Consider the following 21,034-nt stretch of genomic DNA (forward strand, 5'->3'; position numbering starts at 1 on the left):
GGGCGCGTCAGCGAACCGGGGGTTTGGGGCGGAGCCCCATCAAGTGCTCGCTCATTCATTGTGCGCACCTCCATACAGTGCCGCGCGCTGCGAGATGCGTCCGGCCAGTTCATTCGGACCCGCCGCGAGGATGCTGCGGCTCTCGCTCGCGATGACGTTCTCGGAGACGGCACCGAACAGGCGCCCGAGATCGGCGGGGTCGCCGCCCTGCGCTCCGAAGCCGGGAGCCAGGATCGGCGTCGCGACGAGCGCATCGTCATCGATTCCGAAGGCCGTGCGGTCGATCGTCGCTCCGATGACCAGCCCGATCGAGCCGAGCGTGCTGGGCGAGCCGCCGTGGAGCGAAGCGATGTTGAGCGCACCGATGTCGCGAGCGATGCGTTCGGCGACCGACGGGCCGGGCGCAGCGTCGGCGCCGACCACCTGCGCCCGCTGCACGACTACGGCGTCGGGGTTGCTGGTGGCCGCGAGCACGAACGCACCCTTGTCGTTCCGCAGCGCGGTGCTCAAGGTCTCATGCAACGACCCAGGACCGAGATAGGGACTCAGGGTGACGGCATCCGCCTCCAGTGGCGATCCGGGTGCGAGCCATGCGTCGGCATACCCGGCCATCGTCGAGCCGATGTCCCCCCGCTTCGCATCGGCGATCACGAGGAGCCCGGCCGCACGCGCCGCGGCGAGCACGTCTTCGAGGGCGGCGAATCCAGCTGACCCGTACTTCTCGTAGAACGCGACCTGGGGCTTGACAACCGCGACGAGTCCGGCGGAGGCCTCGACCACGCGCAGGCCGAAATCGCGCGCGCCGGCGGCCGTCGCGGGCAGCCCCCACGCCTCGAGCAAGACGCCATGGGGGTCGATCCCGACGCACAGCGGTCCGTGTGCGCGCAGCGCGGTACGCAGGCGCTCGCCGAACGTCACAGGCGCGCCGCCCGGTCGGCTGCATACTCCTGCAGGCTCTTCACGTCGTAGCCCTCGCGCACGGCATCCATCGCGCTCACTGCGGCGCCCAGAACGGCGATCGTGGTGAACAGCGCCTTGTCGGCGGTGACGGCCGCGGCGCGGATCTCGTACCCGTCGGCGCGGGCCGAACGACCGCTCGGTGTATTCACGACGATGTCGATCTCACCCGCGTTGATCAGGTCGACGATGTTGCGCTCCGCCGAGTCCTGCGTCTGGCTGTACTTGTTCACGACCTCGACCGCGATGCCGTTGCGGGCGAGGATCTCGGCGGTGCCCTCGGTCGCGACGATCGTGAATCCGAGCTCCTGCAGCCGGTGGGCGGGCAGGATCACCGCGCGCTTGTCGCTGTCGGCGACCGAGATGAACACGGTGCCAGACAGGGGCATGCCGCCGTACGCGGCTTCCTGGCTCTTCGCGAACGCGCGCGGGAAGTCGCGGTCGATGCCCATGACCTCGCCGGTCGAGCGCATCTCGGGACCGAGCACGGAGTCCACAGTCTTCCCGTCCTTCGTGCGGAAGCGCTTGAACGGAAGCACGGCCTCCTTGACCGAGACGGGCGAGTCCAGCGGCACGCGCGAACCGTCGATGAGCGGGAGCAGGCCTTCGGCCTTCAGTTCGGCGATCGAGGTGCCGGTCATCACCCGGGCAGCGGCCTTCGCGAGGGGAATGCCGAGCGCCTTCGAGACGAACGGCACCGTGCGGCTCGCGCGGGGGTTGGCTTCGATGACGTGCAGCACGCCGGCGCTGATCGCGAACTGCACGTTGAGCAGCCCGCGCACGCCGACACCCTCGGCGATCGCCAGCGTGGCGATGCGGACGCGGTCGATCTCCGAGCGCCCCAGAGAGACCGGCGGCAGAGTGCACGCCGAGTCACCGGAGTGGATGCCGGCCTCCTCGATGTGCTCCATGACGCCGCCGATGTACAACTCGATGCCGTCGAACAGGGCGTCGACATCGATCTCCACCGCGTCGTCGAGGAACCGGTCCACCAGCAGCGGCATGCCGGGCCCGACGATGACTTCGCCCGCCGTGCGGACGAAGTACTCGCGCAGGCTCGGCGTGTCGTAGATGATCTCCATGCCGCGGCCGCCGAGCACGAAACTGGGGCGCACGAGAACGGGGTACCCGATGTCCTCGGCGACGGCCACGGCCTCGTCGGGGTCCGTCGCCGTGCCGTGGCGGGGGGCGATCAGTCCGGCGGCGTCGAGGATTTCGCTGAACAGCTGACGCTCCTCGGCCAGGTCGATCGCCTCGGGGCTCGTGCCCAGGATGCGGTACCCGGCGTCCTGGATGCCCTTGGCCAGGCCCAGGGGGGTCTGGCCGCCGAGCTGGCAGATCACGCCGAGGATCTCGCCCGACTGGGCCTCCGCATGCAGCACCTCGAGGACGTCCTCGAGCGTGAGCGGCTCGAAGTACAGCCGGTCGCTCGTGTCGTAATCGGTCGAGACGGTCTCGGGGTTGCAGTTGACCATGACGGTCTCGTAGCCGGCCGCCGACAGGGCGAATGACGCGTGGACGCACGAGTAGTCGAACTCGACGCCCTGCCCGATGCGGTTCGGACCCGAGCCGATGATGACGACCTTCGTGCGGTCGGAAGGGGCGACCTCGGTCTCGAAGTCGTAGCTCGAGTAGTGGTACGGCGTCAGGGCCGGGAACTCCCCCGCGCACGTGTCGACCGTCTTGTACACCGGGCGAAGGCCGAAGGCGTGCCGGATCTCACGCACCGCCGGTTCGGAGTCGCGCCGCAGCTGCGCGATCTGCGCGTCGCTGAAGCCGTGCTCCTTCGCGATGCGCAGGGTGTCGGCATCCAGCTCGTCGGCTGCAGCGACGAAGTCGGCCACCTCGTTGATCAGGACGATCTGGTCGAGGAACCACGGGTCGATGCCGGTCGCGTCGAACAGCTGGGCGACGGTGCCGCCCTTGCGCAGCGCCTGCTGGAGGACCACTATGCGCCCGTCCGTCGGGACTGCGGCGATCTCGATGAGCTCCTCTCGCGAGCGCGGCTCGTCGCCCCAGTGGAAGCTCGATCCGCGCTTCTCGAGCGAGCGGAGCGCCTTCTGCAGTGCCGTGGCGTAGTTGCGGCCGATCGCCATCGCCTCGCCGACCGACTTCATGGTCGTGGTGAGCGTCGTGTCTGCGGCGGGGAACTTCTCGAAGTTGAAGCGCGGGACCTTGACGACCACGTAGTCCAGCGTCGGCTCGAAGCTGGCCGGGGTCACCTTCGTGATGTCGTTCGGGATCTCGTCCAGCCGGTAGCCGATCGCGAGCTTCGCGGCGATCTTCGCGATCGGGAAGCCGGTGGCCTTCGAGGCGAGGGCCGAGGAGCGTGAGACTCGCGGGTTCATCTCGATCACGATGATGCGGCCGTCGGCGGGGTCGACGGCGAACTGGATGTTGCACCCGCCGGTGTCGACGCCGACCGCGCGGATGATGTCGATGCCGATGTCGCGCAGCTTCTGGTATTCACGGTCGGTGAGGGTCAGCGCCGGCGCGACGGTGATCGAATCGCCGGTGTGCACGCCGACCGGGTCGACGTTCTCGATCGAGCACACGACCACCGTGTTGTCGGCGGTGTCGCGCATGAGTTCGAGCTCGTACTCCTTCCACCCGAGGATCGACTCCTCGAGCAGCACTTCGGTGGTAGGCGAGTCGCGCAGTCCCGCACCGGCGATGCGGCGCAGGTCCTTCTCGTCGTACGCGAAGCCCGAGCCGAGTCCCCCCATCGTGAAGGACGGGCGCACCACGAGCGGGTAGCCGAGTTCGTCGGCGGCGGCAAGGCAGTCCTCGATCGAGTGCGCGATGCGGGATGCTGCGACATCGGCTCCGGCATCCAGCACGAGCTGCTTGAAGATCTGGCGGTCCTCGCCCTTGTTGATCGCCTCGAAGCTCGCGCCGATGAGCTCGACGTCGTACTTGTGCAGGATGCCGTGGTTGTGCAGGTCGATCGCCGCGTTCAGAGCGGTCTGACCGCCGAGGGTCGGCAGGATCGCGTCGGGGCGCTCCTTCGCGATGATCGTCTCGATCACCTGCCAGGTGATCGGCTCGATGTAGGTGGCGTCGGCGAAGTCGGGGTCGGTCATGATGGTGGCCGGGTTGGAGTTGACCAGGATGACGCGAACACCCTCCTCGCGGAGCACGCGGCAGGCCTGGGTTCCGGAGTAGTCGAACTCGCACGCCTGGCCGATCACGATCGGGCCGGAGCCGATCACCAGAACGGAGCGGATGTCATCACGCTTGGGCACTAGTTCTTGTCCTTGCTCTGCTGGGCGATGACCATGTCACGGAATCGGTCGAAGAGGTAGTTGGCATCGTGCGGGCCGGCCGCGGCTTCGGGGTGGTATTGAACAGAGAAAGCCGGGATGTCGAGGGCACGCAGACCCTCCACGACGTCGTCGTTCAGGCCGATGTGGCTCACCTCGACGCGTCCGTAGCCGTTCGGGCTGTCGAACTCGCCCTCGCGCGGCGCGTCGACTGCGAAGCCGTGGTTGTGCGCGGTGATCTCCACGCGGCCGGTGGTCTTGTCCAGCACGGGCTGGTTGATGCCCCGATGCCCGAAGGGAAGCTTGTAGGTGCCCAGGCCCAGAGCGCGGCCGAAGAGCTGATTGCCGAAGCAGATGCCGAAGAAGGGCAGACCGTCATCGAGTACCGCACGCAGCAGCTCGACGTGATCGCCGGAGGCAGCGGGGTCGCCGGGGCCGTTGGAGTAGAAGACCGCCACCGGGTCGATCGCGCGGATGTCGTCGATCGTGACGTCCTGCGGCAGGACGTGGACCTCGAACCCTCGCACGGCGAGGTTGCGGATCGTCGCCTGCTTGACGCCCAGGTCGAGCACCGCGAGGTTGCCGATGCGCTCAGACACCTGATGAGGCTCCGCCCCATAAGCCCGGCTCTCTGACGCACCGCCGGCCGGGGTGACCTCGGCAGCCCGCACGGATACCGCCGCGGACAGGTTCCGGCCCGACATGGCGGGCGCGGCCCGGACGATCTCGAGCTGCTCTTCGGCGCTCAGACCCGCGGCATCCCCCGAGAAGATCCCGCCGCGCATGCTGCCGCCGGAGCGGATGTGGCGCGTGATGGACCGGGTGTCGAGGCCGCTGATGCCGACGATGCCGTCGGCGACGAGCGCGTCGTCGAGCGATTCGTCGGCGCGCCAGTTCGACACCATGCGGGAGGGGTCGCGCACGATGTAGCCCGAGACCCAGATGCGGCGGGACTCGGAGTCCTCGGCGTTCATCCCGGTGTTGCCGATGTGCGGGGCGGTCTGCAGAACGATCTGACCGGCGTAGGACGGATCGGTGAGCGTCTCCTGGTAGCCGGTCATGCCGGTCGCGAAGACCACTTCCCCGAGGGTCGTCCCGCGCGCTCCGTAGGCGCGTCCGACGTGCCGGGTGCCGTCCTCGAGCACGAGGACCGCGGGGTCATTGGTGAGGAGCGTCATTCGTCCGTTCCTGTCAGGGTCAGAAGGGCGCCGATCTCGTCGGATACGACGCGTGCTGAGGCGTCCTGGGGTCGGATGTAGGAATCCACGACGGTCTCGGCATCGACGCGCCACGAGATCCGCACCAGGCCGTCTCGCTCGACGACGCGGTCGATCGCGACGGTCGCCTGGGCGACCTCCACGATCCGCTCGGTCGGGAGGAAGAAGCGCGGTTGCCCGGTGAGGTCGAGCGCGACGCCCGCGCTGGTCACCGTCAGGTCGGCACGCGATCGGAAGCCGAGGCCGCGGATGGCGAGCCGTTCGAGCGGCTCGCCGTGGCGGGTGGTGGCGACATAGAGGGCTTCGTGCGTGAACAGGGTGGCGGCATCCGCGGGCGCTTCGCCGACCGGCGCGGCAAGACCGGAGTCGCGGCGGGTGCGCCGCCACCACGCCCAGGCGAGCACCGCAACCAGCGCGACGGCGACGGCGATCATCACGCCCAGCGCGCCTTCGCGGGTCATGCGCGCACTCCGGGTGCGTCCAGGAGGCGGCCGTCTGCGACCGTGGCGACGCCGGCGTGCAGGGTCCAGCGCACCTCGCCCGGAAGCTCGCGGCCCAGGTACGGCGAATTCGCGCTGCGCCCGTGCAGATCGGTCGTCGAGAAGGTCCGCGTGCGGCTCGGGTCGTACAGAGTGAGGGATGCCGGCTCACCCGCCGTGAGCGGGGCGCCGTGCCCGGAGAGCCTGCCGATCCGCGCGGGTGCGCGCGACATCACGCGGGCCACGTCCGCCCAGGTCAGCATCCCGGTCTGCACCATGGCGAGCTGGACGACACGCAGAGCGCTCTCGAGGCCGACCATGCCATTGGCGGCCGCCTGCCACTCGCACGCCTTCGCCTCCGCCGGGTGCGGAGCGTGGTCGGTGGCGACGATGTCGATCGTGCCGTCGGCGAGTCCCTCGCGCACAGCGCGAACGTCTTCTTCGCGACGAAGCGGCGGGTTCACCTTGAAGCGGGCGTCATAACCGCGGGCCAGTTCATCGGTCAGCAGCAGGTGGTGCGGGGTGACCTCCGCGGTCACGTTCACGCCGCGGCGCTTGGCCCAGCGGATGATCTCGACCGATCCTGCGGTGGAGAGGTGGCAGACGTGCAGTCGCGAGCCGACATGCTCGGCCAGCAGCACGTCGCGGGCGATGATCGACTCCTCGGCCACGGCGGGCCAGCCGGCGAGCCCCAGTTCGGCCGAGACGGCGCCTTCGTTCATCTGCGCGCCCTCGGTGAGACGGGGGTCCTGGGCGTGCTGGGCGATCACGCCGTCGAACGCCTTGACATATTCGAGCGCTCTGCGCATGATGAGCGGGTCCCACACGCAGAAGCCGTCGTCGCTGAAGACCCGCACACGCGCCCGCGAGTCGGCCATCGCGCCCAGCTCGGCCAGCCGCTCGCCCTTCTGCCCGACCGTGACGGCCCCGATGGGCTGCACCGTGACGAAGCCCGCCGCTTCGCCGAGAGCAAGTTCCTGTTCGACGACGCCTGCGGTGTCGGCGACGGGCAACGTGTTCGGCATCGCGAAGACACCCGTGTAGCCGCCCGCCGCTGCGGCGCGGGAGCCGGTCAGCACCGTCTCGGACGCCTCGTAGCCCGGCTCACGCAGATGCGTGTGCAGATCGACGAGTCCGGGCAGCGCGACGAGGCCGTCCGCGTCGACCACGGTGGCGCCGGCGCGGCTGAGCGCATGGCCGGTTTCCGAGATCATGCCGCCTTCGACGATCAGGTCGGCCGCTGCGCCGCCGTCGAGCTTCGCACCGCGGATCAAGAGGGTTTCGGTCACCGTGCGTGCTCCCTCTCGTCGTTCGCGTGCCGTCCGTCGCGCTCCCCCGCCAGCAGCAGGTACAACACCGCCATCCGTACCGAGACGCCGTTCGTCACCTGGTCGAGGACTGTCGACCGGGGCGAGTCAGCGGCTTCGGCGGATATCTCCAGGCCGCGGTTCATCGGGCCGGGATGCATCACCATGCTATCGGGACCGAGCGACCCGAGCCTGCGCGCATCGAGTCCCCAACGGCGGGAATACTCCCGTTCAGTGGGGAAATACGCGCCATTCATGCGTTCGAGTTGGATCCTCAGCACCATCAGCGCGTCGGGCTCTGCGGCTATCGCGTCATCGAGGTCGAACATCACGCGCACGGGCCACGTCGACACGTCCTGCGGCACGAGCGTGGGCGGTGCCACCAGGGTGATCTCCGCGCCGAGCGCGTGCAGGAGCCAGACGTTCGAGCGCGCCACGCGGGAGTGCAGTATGTCGCCGACGATCGTCACCGAGAGGCCGCTGAGATCGCGGCCGCGGCTGTCGGCCCCGTAGCGGCGCTTGCGGATCGTGAAGGCGTCCAGCAGCGCCTGGGTCGGGTGCTCGTGAGTGCCGTCGCCGGCGTTGACCACGCCGGCGGTGATCCATCCGCTGGTGGCCAGGGTGCGCGGGGCGCCGGAGGCGCCGTGGCGTATGACGACGGCATCCGCCCCCATCGCCTGCAGGGTCTGGGCCGTGTCCTGCAGCGACTCGCCCTTCGAGACGCTCGACCCCTTCGCAGAGAAGTTGATGACGTCCGCACTGAGTCGCTTCGCCGCCGCCTCGAACGAGATGCGGGTGCGCGTGGAGTCCTCGAAGAAGAGGTTGACGACGGTCTTGCCGCGCAGCGTCGGGAGCTTCTTGATCTCGCGCTGCTGCGTGTCGGCCATGTCCTCGGCGACGTCGAGGACCTCGAGGGCGTCCGAGCGGGACAGCGAGTTCGTATCGAGCAAGTGCCTCATCAGTCCGTGCCCTCGATCGTGACGAACTCCTCGCCGTCGACTTCGGCCAGCCGCACGTTCACGCGCTCGTCGGGGGCGCTGGGCAGGTTCTTGCCGACGAAGTCGGGGCGGATCGGCAGTTCGCGGTGGCCGCGGTCGACGAGCGTCGCCAGACGCACCACCGCGGGGCGGCCGATGTCCTGGAGCGCGTCGAGGGCCGCGCGGATGCTGCGTCCCGAGAACAGCACGTCATCGACGAGCACGACGACCTTCCCATTGACGCCACCCGCCGGAATCGATGTGGGCTGCGGAGTTCGCGTGGGATTGCGATGGAGGTCGTCGCGGTACATCGTCACGTCGAGCGCGCCGACCGGGACGGAGGCGCCGCTGAACTCCTCGATGAGCGTCGCGATGCGATGCGCGAGGGCCACGCCCCGAGTGGGGATGCCGAGGATGACCAGGTCGTCCGCGCCCCCGTTCGACTCCAGGATCTCGTGCGAGATCCGAGTCAGTGCCCGGGCGATGTCGGCCTCATGAAGCACGTTGCGCGTACTCATGCGCCGCTCCCTTCTCCGCCTCACAGGACGGTGTTAAAGGTTGCTGTGATGAGTCCAGTCTAGGCTCTGAGATCAGCGCCTCACACCGCCGCCGGGGCGTTCGCCTCGTGCGAGACCGCGTCCCCGACGTGGTGCGCGCGGATCGGATGGCCGTTCGAGGTGAGGCACTGCCCGCTCGTGAGGTCCCACTTCCAGTCGTGCAGACTGCACGTGAGCACGCCGTCCTCGATCTTTCCCGTCTTGGTCAGGTCGGCGCGCAGGTGCGGGCACCGGCGCTGCACGACCCACTCCGCGAGCTGCACGTCTTCAGTGACGTCGGACTGCTCGGCGTACCAGTTTTCGACGTACTCGATGCGGTCGCGCGAGAGGCACTTCAGGAACGTGGTGAGGAACTCGTTGAATTTCCCGCTGCGGCCGACGGCGAACTGCATCGACAGGAAGATCGAGTTCGACCAGTCGATCTCGCGGTCGCGGATATTGGTCGAGACGAGATCTGCGGGAATCGTGTACCAGTAGAGGCACTCCTCGCCCGCGTACGCCCGGACCTTCGCCTTCGGGAAATCCACGACCATATCCAGCTCGCCGATGCGGAAGCGCACGTTGCCACCCACACCTTCGCGGAGGATGCGTCCGCGACGCAGCAGCGGTTCCCACCAATCCTTGAGTACGGCGAGCATCTCGTCCGGCGGCAGGATCGCTGCGCGTGATGCCTCCTCCTCGGCGATCTCGGCCTGGCGCGCGTCCCGCTGCTCGGACAGGTATGTCCACTTGTCGCCGAAGATCCGCTCGATCTCCTCGTCGGCGTACAGGGTCTGGGTGACGGACAGCTCATTGCCGTTCACCTCCACGACGGTGCCCGGCAGGAACTCGTAGCCCTTCTGCGCGGGGCGCTGTTGGGCCATGTGCGCGAGGAACTGGCGCTGATCGGTGAAGATCGCGTCGCCGTTCAGACCGTACCCGTTGTACGCGAACAGCTCGTCGCGCAAGAACATCGGAGGACCCGCCATCGGGAAGACGTGCTCGGCACCCACCTTCTCGATGTAGTACATCGCTCGCTTGTTCTGCGCGTCTCGCTTCAGGTGTGCGAAATTCTGCTTGGCCTCCTGCGGCAGGTCATAGACCATGGGCCACCAGATTGCGCCTGATGTCTGCATGAAGTACGCGTCCGGCTTGCTGAAGCCCAGCAGCTTCTCCAGATCCAACGGGTGCGAATCGTTCTGATTCAGGATGGATGCCGTGCCGTCGTCGACCGACAGGCTCGAGTCTCCGATGGGACCGTCGCTGGGCGCGCGCAGCGGGTTGACCATCATCTTCAGCGGTCCGCGCTCGATGATCTCGCCGGCGTGCGTGTAGACGATGTTCTCGAAGCCGAGCCCTCGTAGATCCTGCTCGAGGTCGTCGGTCGGGTAGTCCGGGAGCAGCACCGCGATGTCCTTCGGGACGTAGGTCTTCAGCAGCCACGGGTCGAAGTGGTCGCGATGGCGGTGGCTCACGTACAGGAAGTCGGCCTTGCCGTATTTCTCCCAGTCGATCGGGCGGTTGTCGGGGAACGGGAACCAGGATCCGTAGAACGCCGGCTTGACCCAGGGGTCGCACAGGATGCTGCCGCCAGCCGTCTCGATGAACATTCCGGCGTGGCCGAGACCCGTGATGCGCATGGATTCCTCCCGTGTCGAACAGCTCCCGAGTCTACGCGGAGCGCCCCGAGCCGATTCGGCGGTGCGCCGGAACAAACGCGATCAGTCCGCCAGGAGAGCGCGACCGGGCACAGGTGCGGGGTTGTTCCCGGTCAGGACGAGCGGGCGATGCGCGCGAGCACTCCGTGGACGAATGCGCCGGAGTCGTCCGTGGAGAACTCCTTCGCGAGCTCGACCGCCTCGTCGATCGCGACCGCTGTGGGCACCTCGTCGTTGTACAGGATCTCCCAGACCGCCATGCGCAGCAGGGCGCGGTCGACGGCGGGCATTCGTGCGAGCGACCAGTCCTTCGAGAACGTGGTGATCTGTTCGTCAATCTCGTCCTGGTTGTCGATCACGCCGTCCACGATCTCGCGGGCGTACAGCCAGGACGCCTCGCGCGAGGGCTCGTTCGCCGCACGCGTGGCCTCGCTCGCCAGCGTGACGGCGGGGTCGTCGCCGCGGACGTCGGCTTGGAACAGGATGTCGAGGGCGCGCTTGCGCGCCTTGGAGCGGGCGCTCAACGTCAGTTGACGCGGCCGAGGTAGTCGCCCGTGCGGGTGTCGACCTTGACCTTCGTGCCGGTCTCGAGGAACAGCGGCACCTGGATCTCGTAGCCGGTCTCGACCGTGGCGGGCTTCGTCCCGGCCGACGAGCGGTCGCCCTGCAGGCCCGGCTCGGTGTAGGTGATCTCGAGGACGACGGATGCCGGGAGCTCGACGTACAGCGGATTGCCGTTGTTCAGGGCGATCTGCACCTGCTGGTTCTCCAGGAGGAAGTTGGCGGAGTCGCCCACGACCGTCGCGGGGACGGTCAGCTGGTCGTAGTCGGCGACGTCCATGAAGACGAAGCCCTCGCCGTCGTTGTACAGGTACGTGAAGTCTCGGCGATCGACGTTCTCGATCTCGATCTTCGCGCCGGCGTTGTACGTGCGGTCGACCGTCTTGCCGGAGACGACGTTCTTGAGCTTGGTGCGCACGAACGCACCGCCCTTGCCCGGCTTGACGTGCTGGAACTCGATGACATTCCACAGCTGTCCGTCGATGCTGAGGACGACGCCGTTGCGGATGTCTGCGGTGGATGCCATGGCTGTGAAATTCCGTTTCGTGAGGAAATCTGCGGGCGGATCGCGACCCGACGTTCGATTCTACGGGATGCCGCGGCCGCAACCCCCTTTCGGGCTGCGAGCGGTCAGCCCTCAGCGTGTCCGGTCAGCGCATCCACGAGCAGGTCGACGGATCGCGCATAGCCGGCGACTCCTTCGCCGACGACGTGCACGATCGCGACATCGGCGACGTACGAGAAGTGCCGGAACTGCTCGCGCGTGCGCACGTCCGAGATGTGCACCTCCGCGACCGGCAGCGCGACGCCCGCGAGCGCGTCGCGCAGCACGACCGATGTGTGCGTGAGCCCGCCGGGATTGATGACGATGCCGGCGCAGTCCTCACGGGCGGCGTGGATCGCGTCGATCAGCACGCCCTCGTGGTTGCTCTGCACGGCCCGCACCTCGAAGCCCCGCGCGAGCGCAGCATCCGTCGTGATCCTCTCGACGTCCTGGAGCGTCGCGGTGCCATAGATCTCAGGCTCGCGCGTACCGAGCAGGTTGAGGTTCGGTCCGTTCACGAGCAGCAGGCGGCGGGGCGTCGTCACACCTGAGATCGTCACACCCCGAACCTAGCGGATGCCCTCGGCGCACCGTCGCGGCGGGTCTCACCCGGCGACCTCCTGGTACGCGGCGAACAGCAGCGACTCATCCGGCGCCTGCAGTACGGTGGGCCGGGCGATGTCATCGAGCACGATGAAGCGCAGCATTCCACCCCTGCTCTTCTTGTCGCGCTGCATGCTCGCCAGCAGCTGCGGCCACGCTCCCCCGCGGTAGGTGGTGGGCAGGCCGAGCAGCCCGAGAACGTCGCGGTGACGCTGCGCTGCGGCATCCGGCAGCCGCCCCGCCAGCCGAGACAGCTCGGCGGCGTACATCATGCCCACCGAGATGGCGGCGCCGTGGCGCCAGCGGTAGCGCTCGGCGTGCTCGATCGCGTGACCCAGCGTGTGCCCGTAGTTGAGCACTTCGCGAAGGCCGCCCTCCCGGAAGTCCTCTCCCACGACGTGCGCCTTCATCGAGATCGCGAGTTCGATGCACCGCCGGAAGGCCTCGCTCGTGGGATCGACTGCGGCCGCAGGATCCGCCTCGATCAGATCGAGGATCTCCGGGTGCCAGATCAAGCCGGCCTTCACGACCTCTGCGAACCCGGCCACCGATTCGTTCGGCGACAGCGTCGCCAGCAGATCGAGGTCGCAGACGACCGCGGTGGGCGCCCAGAACGCGCCGACGAGGTTCTTTCCCTCCGCCGTGTTGATCCCGGTCTTGCCGCCGACGGCCGCGTCGACCATGCCCAGCACGGTGGTCGGCACCTGCACCACCTGCACACCGCGCAGCCACGTCGCCGCGACGAAGCCGGCCAGGTCGGTCACCGCTCCCCCGCCGAAGCCGACGACTGCGTCGGTGCGGGTGAAGTCCGCCTGGCCCATGACCTGCCAGCAGAATGCGGCGACCTCAACCCGCTTGCCCGCCTCGGCATCGGGGATCTCGGCGAGCAGTACGTCGCGTGTGGCGTCGGCCATGAGCCGCTCGCGCAGCTGCGCCGCGGCCGCACCGAGTGTCGGCGGGTGCACGATCAGAACCTTGCGCACCGTCGGCGCGAGGGCCTCGCCGACCCGATCCAGGATGCCGCGCCCCACGACGATGTCGTAGCCGGCGTCGCCGGTCACCGAGATGGTCGTCGACGTACTCATGCGTGCTCCTCGGCGGTCTGGGTCTGCTGCGCCCACGCGACGATCTCGTCGACGACCGCCCCGAGGGGTCCGGAGGACGTGTCGAAAGTGACGTCGGCGACCTCGTCGTAGAGGTCTCGCCGCTCGGCGTAGATGCGTTCCCAGCGGGCGACCGGGTCGCCGTCCGCCAGAAGCGGCCGGTCGCCGCCGTGCAAGCGCGCGGCGACGATGTGCGCAGAGACCGTCAGGAACACCACCCGGTGCGCGGCGAGATCGGCGCGGGTCGCGGCATCCAGGATCGCTCCCCCGCCCAACGCCACCACCCCGCCTTTTTCGAGGGCCGCCGAAACGGCTTCGCGCTCGAGCGCTCGGAAGTGCGCCTCGCCGTGGCGTTCGAACAGCGCCGGGATCGCGCCGTGATCACGGGTGATCAGCTTGTCGGTGTCGGCGAACGGCACCCCGAGCGCACGCGCGACACGACGGCCGATGCTCGTCTTGCCCGCACCCATCGGTCCGATCAGGACGATCGCGCTGCCGGGCGAGTCCCTGGAGGGCGCGCTTCTAGAGAGCGAGGTCATGTTCGATCAGGCCCGGGTCGCTTGCGTTCGTCGTACGCAGCGTCTCGGGGATCGCGGCGAGGTAGCTCTCGAGATTGCGCCGCGTCTCGGCGACGCTGTCGCCGCCGAACTTCTCCAGCGTGACCTCGGCCAGCACGACCGCGACCATCGCCTCGGCCACCACGCCGGCGGCAGGGACGGCGCACACGTCGGAGCGCTGGTGATGCGCGGACGCGGTCTCACCGGTCGCGACGTCGATCGTTCGCAGCGAATGCGGAATCGTGGCGATCGGCTTCATTCCCGCCCGGACCCGCAGCACCGTGCCGGTCGACATGCCGCCTTCGGTGCCGCCCGCACGGTCGCTGGAGCGGGCGATACCGTCGTCGGTCGCGAACAGCTCGTCGTGTGCCGCGGAGCCGCGTCGGGTGGTCGTCAGGAACCCGTCCCCGACTTCGACGCCCTTGATCGCCTGGATGCTCATGATCGCCTGCGCGAGTTTCGCGTCGAGGCGCCGGTCCCAGTGCACGTGGGAGCCGAGTCCCGGCGGCAGGCCGTAGGCGAGCACCTCGACGATGCCGCCGAGCGTGTCGCCCTCTTTGCGGGCGTCGTCGACCTCGGCGACCATCCGCTCGGAGGTCGCCGCGTCGAAGCAACGGAGTGGATCGGCATCCAGCGCATCGACGTCGGCGGGGGTCGGGAGCGCGGCGTCCTCGGGCACACGGACCGGCCCGATCGAGAGCGTGTGGCTGACCAGTCGGATGCCGAGCTCGGCGAGGAAGCCGCGAGCGATCGCACCGAGCGCGACACGGGCCGCCGTCTCTCGCGCGCTCGCACGCTCGAGGATCGGGCGGGCCTCGTCGAAGCCGTACTTCTGCATGCCGACCAGGTCGGCGTGGCCCGGACGCGGGCGTGTGAGAGCCGCGCCTCGACCGCGCGACATTTCGGTCAGATCGACCGGGTCGGGGCTCATGACCTCGAGCCACTTCGGCCACTCCGTGTTGCCGATGCGCAGGGCGATGGGGCTGCCGAGGCTCAGGCCGTGGCGCACACCGCCGGAGATCGTCAGTTCGTCTTCCTCGAACTTCATGCGCGAGCCGCGGCCGTAGCCGAGCTTGCGTCGGGCGAGGTCGGCTTGGATCGCGGCGCGCGACACGGGGACGCCCGCAGGCAGGCCCTCCATGATGGCGACGAGTTCGGGGCCGTGCGATTCGCCGGCCGTGAGCACGCGGAGCATTCGTCTAGTCTCCCATGACGGCCAGGCGCATCGCCGCGAGCACGGCGGCTTCTCGGGGCAGCTGCGTGTCGGGGCCGCCGCCCGTGAAGATCCGCACTTGGAGGAGCGCCTGATGCAGCAGCATCCCCAGCCCCGAGACGGCGCGCTCACCAGACCGCCCCCAGGCCTCGGCGAGGGCCGTGGGCCAATGGCCGTACACGACATCGAGCAGCAGTCCCCCGCGTGCCGCGAGCGCGTCGGCCACCTCTCCGGCGACGGGGGCATCGCCGGGAAGCGTGGCGATCGAGACGGGGACGCGGCGGTGATCGGACGTGTCGAACGGGACGGCGACCACCTCGATGTCGAGGGCGGTGCCGAGCTCAGCGAGCGGCTGCACAGCTGCCGGGCGACGCGCCACGACGTCGACCCGGCGGACTCCGAGCTCGCCGAGTGCCACGATCGCCGACATCGCCGTCGCCCCGGCGCCGATGATCCGCGCCTCATCCAGACTTTGCACGCCCTCCTCGCGCAGAGCACTGACGATGCCCCCCACATCGGTGTTGAAGCCGCGGATTCCCTCTGCGCCCAGCAGCAGGGTGTTCACTGCGCCGGTGAACTCCGCGCGCCGGTCGCGCGCGGCCGACGCCCGGAACGCGGCACCCTTGAGCGGCATGGTGAGCGAGAGCCCCCGCCACTCGGATGAGAGCCCGGCCAGCTCCGCCGCGAACCCCGCCTCCGACACCCGACGACGCCCGTAGGTCCACTCGAGCCCCAGAACCCGGTATGCGGCCGTATGCAGCTGCGGCGAGCGGCTGTGCGCGACGGGATCGCCCCACACCTCGAGGCGCGTGCCGTCGGGTGTCAGCATCCCGAGTCGGGGTGGTCGCTGCACCAGGCCTGCCACTGCGCCACGGCGCGGTTGTGGTCGGCCAGGTTCGATGTGAACACCGTTTCTCCCGTGTCGAGGTTGACCGTCACGAAGTAGAGCCAGTCGCCGTCCGCCGGGTGCATCGCCGCATCTATCGCGGTGTCGCCGGGGTTGGAGATCGGACCGATCGGCAGCCCGGTGCGCACATACGTGTTCCAGGGGTTGTCGTCGGCAAGGGCTTCGGCGGAGGAGCTCGCCGTGCCGTCGTGCATCTCGCCGTAGCCGTACTGCGCCGTCGAGTCCATCTGCAGCAGGCCGAAGGTCTCCTGGTTGCTCGGGTTCAGACGGTTCTCGATGACCCGAGAGACCTTGTAGAAGTCGTCCTCGAAGCGCGCCTCGCGCTGGATGATCGAAGCCACGGTCAGCACGCGCTGGCGGTCTTCGACGGGCACGCCGGCGCTGTCGAGCGACTGAACGGTGCGGTTCACCAGCGTGGCGATGACGTCCCTGGCGGTCACTCCCGGATCGAACGTATACGTCGCCGGGAACAGCCAGCCCTCGAGGGTGTCGGCGGTGACGCCGTAGTCGGCGGGGGTGGCCACCGCGGCCTGGAGGTCCTCGATCGGCAGTCCGATCCCCTCGGCCAGCAGCGGCAGCGACTGCGCCACCGTCAGGCCTTCGCGCAGCTGCGCGCCGTTCTCGATCTTGCTGGCCGGGTCCAGCAGCGCCGCCAGCGCGGCTTCGGAGGTCATCTGCTTCTGCATCTTGAAGACGCCGGGCACGAACGGCGGGTTCTGCCCCGTGTCGATCAGATAGTCGTAGAACGCCTCCGGCGTCTTGGTGACCCCGGCCTCGAACAGGCTCCGCGAGATGGGTGCCCCGGTGTCACCCGACGCGACGGTCACGAAGGCTTCGCCGTTGGCCAGGCCCGCCTCATAGTCCTTGGGCTCTTCCCAGCCCATGACCTCGCGGATCTGGTCCTCGTAGGCGTTCCAGACGTATAGGGCACCCCCGGCGATCCCGCCGAGGATCACCAGGACGACGCCGAGTGCGATCCAGCCGCCGATGCGGCGCCTGCGCTTGTTCTTGGGCGGAGGCACCTGCCCGAGGCTATCGGTCGTGTGCTCGCCGGCGAACAGATCCTCCAGGGTCGCGGTCGCGACCGGCCTGACGGTCACGGCACCCGCGGAATCATCGCCGGCGCCGCGGCTGTAGGCGGGTGAACCCGTGGCGACGCTGCCGCCGAGGAACGGCCACTCCTCCGCGTTGCTGATTGCGGCGGACGACACGGGTATCGGTGCGGCTGCCACCGGAGTGGCCGGCGGCGCGGGCGATGTCGCCGCTTCTGCGGGCTTAGCGGATGCGGCTTGGCGGGCAGCGGCTTCGCGGGCCTCGCGTCGCGACAGCGGAGCGGCTGACTGCGCCGGAGTGGGCGGAGGCGGCACCGGGTCCGCGGTGCCGCGCGCTGCATCCTCGCCGGCCGAGCGGCGCTTGCGCGGGTCGGGGAGCTTGCCGAACAGATCCGCGAACGGATCGTCGAACGGCGACGGGACATCGGGCATGTCAGGCGGGCTCCTGGGCCGGGGGGACGGGTGATCCGGCAGGCCGTCCGGTGCTCTTCTCGACATCGAGTGCGTGCTGGAGCAGAACCACGGCCGCGACCTGGTCAACAATGCTACGAGATGAACGCTGGGATCTGCCCGAATCGCGCAGTGCCGCGTGGGCGGACACCGTGCTGAGCCGCTCGTCGACGAGGCGGACAGGCAGAGCGGATGCCGCTGCCAGCGCCGCCGCGAAGTCGCGCGCGTCGGTGGTCGAGGCCGTGTCCTCGCCGCGCAGGTTCAGTGGCAGGCCGACCATGAGTTCGACCGCGCCGTGCTCGGTCGCGAGCGTGACGAGGCGATCGATCGAGTCGTCATCGCGTGCGACGGTCTCCACCGGCGTGGCGAGCATCCCGTCGGGATCGCACCGGGCCACCCCGACGCGCGCCTTCCCGACATCGATACCGAGGCGCACGCCCCGACGGAACCCGCTCACAGTGCGCCGAGCGCATCCTTCACGGCGCTCAGCGCGGCGGGCAGCGCGGCGGCATCTGTTCCGCCGCCCTGCGCGACGTCGTCGCGTCCGCCGCCGCCGCCGCCGAGTGTCGTGGCTGCGACCTTGGCGAGGGCTCCGGCACGCGCACCGGCCGCGCGTGCAGCGTCGTTCGTGGCGACGATCACGACGGGACGCCCGCCCACCTCTGCCCCGATCGCGACGACGCCGGCGTCGGAGCCGAGGCGATCGCGCACACCGAGCGCCAGGGATCGCACGTCGTCTGCCGACGCGGCAGAGCCGACCGACTCGGCCACCACGCGGTGCCGACCCACGGTGACCGCGTTCCCCGCCAGCGCGGGGATCCGATCGGTGAGAGCACGCGACTCGAAGGCGGCGATCCTCTTCTCGGCGGCCTTGAGGCTTGCCGTGAGCTCGGCGATGCGCGCGGGAAGCTGGTCGCGCGGGGTTTTCAGCGCTGACGTGAGCTGCGAGACGATCGCGCGCTCGGCGGCGAGTTCGCGGAACGCGTCCCGCCCGACGAGCGCCTCGACGCGGCGGTTGGACGCGCCGACCGATGACTCGCCGATCAGGTTGACGAGGCCGATCTCGGCAGTGGAGGACACGTGCGTGCCCGCGCAGAGCTCGCGGGACCAGGGGCCGCCGATGTCGACCATGCGCACGGTGTCGCCGTACTTCTCGCCGAACAGGGCCATCGCCCCGAGCGACTTGGCCTCGTCCAGCGACATTATGCGGGTTGTCACTTCGAGGTTCTCGCGCACCGCGTTGTTCGCGATCTCCTCGATCTCGGTGCGCGTCTGCGGCGAAAGCGCCTGACCCCACGTGAAGTCGAGGCGCATGTAGCCGGCACGGTTCAGCGAGCCGGCCTGCGTGGCGCTCTTGCCGAGCGTGTCGCGCAGCGCCGCATGGATCAGGTGGGTGGCGGAGTGCGCCTGCCGGGCCGCACGCCGGTTGTCGGCATCCACGACCGAGGTCGCCTGCTGGCCGACACCGACCTCGCCCGATGTCACTTCGACGGTGTGGCTGATCAGGCCGCCGACCGGCTTCTGCACATCGAGGACTTCCAGTTCGTAGCCCGGACCGATGATGAGTCCCTTGTCGGCGACCTGGCCGCCGGACTCGGCGTACAGCGCTGTGTCGGCGAGGATGACCTCGGCGATCTGACCCGTCGTGGCACGGTCCACCGAAACGCCCTCCACCAGCAGTCCGAGGATGTGCGATTCGGTCTCGAGGTCGGTGTACCCGGTGAAGACCGTCTCGCCGTGCGCGCGGAACTCGCGGTAGACGCTGGTGTCGGCCAGCTGCCGCTTGCGAGACCGCGCGTCGGCCTTCGCACGAGTCCGCTGCTCGAGCATGAGCGCGTCGAACGCGGGGCGGTCGACCGTGAGCCCTGCTTCTTCGGCGATCTCGAGGGTGAGATCGATCGGGAACCCGTACGTGTCGTGCAGCAGAAACGCCTCGGAACCTGCGATCGTCGTGCCGCCCGCCCGCTTGGTCTGCGAAACCGAGAGGTCCAGCGTCGTCGTGCCCGCCGCAAGGGTGCGCAGGAACGTCTCCTCCTCGGCGAACGCGTACGCGGACAGTCGAGGGTAGTCGGTCGCCAGCTCGGGGTAGACGGCCTTCATCGCATCGCGAGAGGCGGCGAACAGCTCGGGAAAGGTCGGGCCGTCCACGCCGAGCAGACGCATCGAACGGATGCCGCGGCGCATGAGCCGACGCAGGATGTAGCCCCGGCCCTCGTTCGACGGCGTGACGCCGTCCGAGAGGAGCATGAGCGAGGAGCGGACGTGGTCCGCGATGATGCGCATGCGGACGTCGTCACCGTGGTCTGCGCCGTAGCGCCGCCCGCTCAGCTGTGCGGCGAGGTCCAGGACCGGGCGCACCTGGTCGGTCTCGTACATGTTCTGCACGCCCTGCTTGATGAACGCGATGCGCTCCAGCCCCATCCCGGTGTCGATGTTCTTCTGGGGCAGTTCGCCGACGATGCGGAAGTCGTACTTCGACGTGACCTCGTCGATCGCATACTGCATGAAGACGAGGTTCCAGATCTCGACGTAACGGTCGTCGTCGGTGACCGGCCCTCCGTCGACGCCGTACTCGGGACCCTGGTCGAAGAAGATCTCCGAGCAGGGACCGGCGGGGCCGGGAAGACCCGTGCTCCAGTAGTTCGTGTCCTTGCCGAGGCGCTGGATGCGGTCTTCGGGCAGGCCTGCGATCCGCCGCCACAGGTCGAATGCCTCGTCGTCGTCCTTGTAGACGGTCACCCAGAGATCCTTGGGATCGAACCCCAGTCCCCCGTCGGCTTCCGAGGTCGTCAGCAGCTCCCACGCGTACGTGATCGCGCCCTCTTTGAAATAGTCGCCGAACGACCAGTTTCCGAGCATCTGGAAGAACGTGCCGTGGCGCGGCGTCTTGCCGACCTCTTCGATGTCGTTCGTGCGGATGCACTTCTGAACATCGGCCGCCCGCCGGTACGGAGCCGGAACGTCACCGCTCAGGTACGGGATGAACGGCACCATCCCCGCGACTGTGAACAGCAGCGCGGGGTCGTCGGTGACCAGGGATGCCGAGGGGACGATGGTGTGGTCGTGCTTCTCGAAATAGCGCAGGAATCGGTCGGCCAGCTCGGCGGTCTGCATGGGAGTCCTCGGAGAAGGGCGGTGTCCGACTCGGGACACCGCCTGACGGGTGGGTCAGTCGGTGAGCTTCTGGGCGGAGGTCCTCGCCGAGTCGATAACCGCGGCAGAGGCGTCTGCGGCGGAATCGATCGCGCCGGATGCCGTCTGCTTGGCGGCAGCGACCACATCGGCGCCCGCGGCCCTGGCCGAGTCGACCAGTCCCGACATGCGGGCCTCCTGCCCGCGATACGCCTCGCCCATCCGGTCGGTGAACTCCGTGATGCGCGCGTCGACGTCGGCGAGCACCTCGTGGCCGCGGGGGTCGTTGTTCATGACATGCGCGGCGATGAAACCGCCGATCACACCGAGCAGGAACCACAGGAGGCTTCTCATGTCACCACTTCCTCGGCCGCGGAGCGCGGCATCCCCTCATCGTAGTCGCGAACGCGAAAGGGCACCGGGTGGCCCCGGCGCCCTTTCGCGTCGTGATGACGACGACCTGTACTCATCGGGACGCGGCGCTTCGCGCAGCGTCCCGGCGCGGCGCTAGCGCGCCG

19 protein-coding genes are annotated in these 21,034 nt (G+C 69.0%); all 19 read right to left on the bottom strand.

The window, feature by feature from the left end; genetic code table 11:
* Window positions 1–51 precede the first annotated feature (51 nt).
* On the bottom strand, window positions 52–918 hold the full coding sequence (pyrF, locus tag QZV84_RS06205; RefSeq protein ID WP_292826932.1) for an orotidine-5'-phosphate decarboxylase: 867 nt from the start codon (window positions 916–918) through the stop codon (window positions 52–54).
* Window positions 915–4,202, bottom strand: coding sequence for a carbamoyl-phosphate synthase large subunit (gene carB, locus QZV84_RS06210; RefSeq protein WP_292826935.1), 3,288 nt, complete (start codon window positions 4,200–4,202; stop codon window positions 915–917). The genes pyrF and carB overlap by 4 nt, the downstream gene beginning before the upstream one ends.
* Window positions 4,202–5,398 (bottom strand): glutamine-hydrolyzing carbamoyl-phosphate synthase small subunit, encoded by a 1,197-nt coding sequence (gene carA, locus QZV84_RS06215; protein ID WP_292826938.1) that lies wholly within the window; start codon window positions 5,396–5,398, stop codon window positions 4,202–4,204. The genes carB and carA overlap by 1 nt, the downstream gene beginning before the upstream one ends.
* The gene (locus QZV84_RS06220) at window positions 5,395–5,898 is read right to left on the bottom strand and encodes a hypothetical protein (protein ID WP_292826941.1); all 504 of its coding nucleotides are present in this window, start codon (window positions 5,896–5,898) and stop codon (window positions 5,395–5,397) included. Before QZV84_RS06220 ends, carA begins: the two co-directional genes overlap by 4 nt.
* The gene (locus QZV84_RS06225) at window positions 5,895–7,205 is read right to left on the bottom strand and encodes a dihydroorotase (protein ID WP_292826944.1); all 1,311 of its coding nucleotides are present in this window, start codon (window positions 7,203–7,205) and stop codon (window positions 5,895–5,897) included. Before QZV84_RS06225 ends, QZV84_RS06220 begins: the two co-directional genes overlap by 4 nt.
* Window positions 7,202–8,182, bottom strand: coding sequence for an aspartate carbamoyltransferase catalytic subunit (locus QZV84_RS06230; protein WP_292826947.1), 981 nt, complete (start codon window positions 8,180–8,182; stop codon window positions 7,202–7,204). The genes QZV84_RS06225 and QZV84_RS06230 overlap by 4 nt, the downstream gene beginning before the upstream one ends.
* Window positions 8,182–8,718, bottom strand: coding sequence for a bifunctional pyr operon transcriptional regulator/uracil phosphoribosyltransferase PyrR (gene pyrR / locus QZV84_RS06235; RefSeq protein ID WP_292826950.1), 537 nt, complete (start codon window positions 8,716–8,718; stop codon window positions 8,182–8,184). The genes QZV84_RS06230 and pyrR overlap by 1 nt, the downstream gene beginning before the upstream one ends.
* 80 nt (window positions 8,719–8,798) lie before the next feature.
* Window positions 8,799–10,376: a Rieske 2Fe-2S domain-containing protein gene (locus QZV84_RS06240; protein ID WP_292826953.1), complete on the bottom strand. Its 1,578-nt coding sequence runs from the start codon at window positions 10,374–10,376 to the stop codon at window positions 8,799–8,801.
* Window positions 10,377–10,507: 131 nt separating this feature from the next.
* Window positions 10,508–10,918 (bottom strand): transcription antitermination factor NusB, encoded by a 411-nt coding sequence (gene nusB, locus QZV84_RS06245; RefSeq protein ID WP_292826956.1) that lies wholly within the window; start codon window positions 10,916–10,918, stop codon window positions 10,508–10,510.
* Between the two features lie 2 nt (window positions 10,919–10,920).
* A complete protein-coding gene (efp, locus tag QZV84_RS06250) occupies window positions 10,921–11,481 on the bottom strand; it encodes an elongation factor P (RefSeq protein WP_292826959.1) in 561 nt (186 codons plus the stop codon).
* A gap of 104 nt (window positions 11,482–11,585) precedes the next feature.
* The gene (locus QZV84_RS06255; RefSeq protein ID WP_292827120.1) at window positions 11,586–12,044 is read right to left on the bottom strand and encodes a type II 3-dehydroquinate dehydratase; all 459 of its coding nucleotides are present in this window, start codon (window positions 12,042–12,044) and stop codon (window positions 11,586–11,588) included.
* Window positions 12,045–12,104: 60 nt separating this feature from the next.
* Window positions 12,105–13,187: a 3-dehydroquinate synthase gene (gene aroB / locus QZV84_RS06260; protein ID WP_292826962.1), complete on the bottom strand. Its 1,083-nt coding sequence runs from the start codon at window positions 13,185–13,187 to the stop codon at window positions 12,105–12,107.
* A complete protein-coding gene (locus QZV84_RS06265) occupies window positions 13,184–13,744 on the bottom strand; it encodes a shikimate kinase (RefSeq protein ID WP_292826965.1) in 561 nt (186 codons plus the stop codon). Before QZV84_RS06265 ends, aroB begins: the two co-directional genes overlap by 4 nt.
* Window positions 13,728–14,957, bottom strand: a complete 1,230-nt coding sequence (gene aroC / locus QZV84_RS06270; protein WP_292826968.1) for a chorismate synthase — start codon at window positions 14,955–14,957, stop codon at window positions 13,728–13,730. The genes QZV84_RS06265 and aroC overlap by 17 nt, the downstream gene beginning before the upstream one ends.
* Window positions 14,958–14,961: 4 nt before the next feature.
* Complete coding sequence (locus QZV84_RS06275; RefSeq protein WP_292826971.1) at window positions 14,962–15,804, bottom strand: shikimate dehydrogenase; 843 nt, start codon at window positions 15,802–15,804, stop codon at window positions 14,962–14,964.
* Window positions 15,798–17,366: an endolytic transglycosylase MltG gene (gene mltG, locus QZV84_RS06280; RefSeq protein WP_292826974.1), complete on the bottom strand. Its 1,569-nt coding sequence runs from the start codon at window positions 17,364–17,366 to the stop codon at window positions 15,798–15,800. Before mltG ends, QZV84_RS06275 begins: the two co-directional genes overlap by 7 nt.
* Before the next feature lies 1 nt (window position 17,367).
* Window positions 17,368–17,841: a Holliday junction resolvase RuvX gene (gene ruvX / locus QZV84_RS06285; RefSeq protein WP_292826977.1), complete on the bottom strand. Its 474-nt coding sequence runs from the start codon at window positions 17,839–17,841 to the stop codon at window positions 17,368–17,370.
* Window positions 17,838–20,498, bottom strand: a complete 2,661-nt coding sequence (gene alaS, locus QZV84_RS06290) for an alanine--tRNA ligase (RefSeq protein WP_292826980.1) — start codon at window positions 20,496–20,498, stop codon at window positions 17,838–17,840. The genes ruvX and alaS overlap by 4 nt, the downstream gene beginning before the upstream one ends.
* Window positions 20,499–20,552: 54 nt before the next feature.
* Window positions 20,553–20,870, bottom strand: coding sequence for an ATPase (locus QZV84_RS06295; RefSeq protein ID WP_292826983.1), 318 nt, complete (start codon window positions 20,868–20,870; stop codon window positions 20,553–20,555).
* Window positions 20,871–21,034 lie beyond the last annotated feature (164 nt).

It is taken from the genome of Microbacterium sp., from assembly GCF_011620715.1.
Lineage (GTDB): Bacteria > Actinomycetota > Actinomycetes > Actinomycetales > Microbacteriaceae > Microbacterium.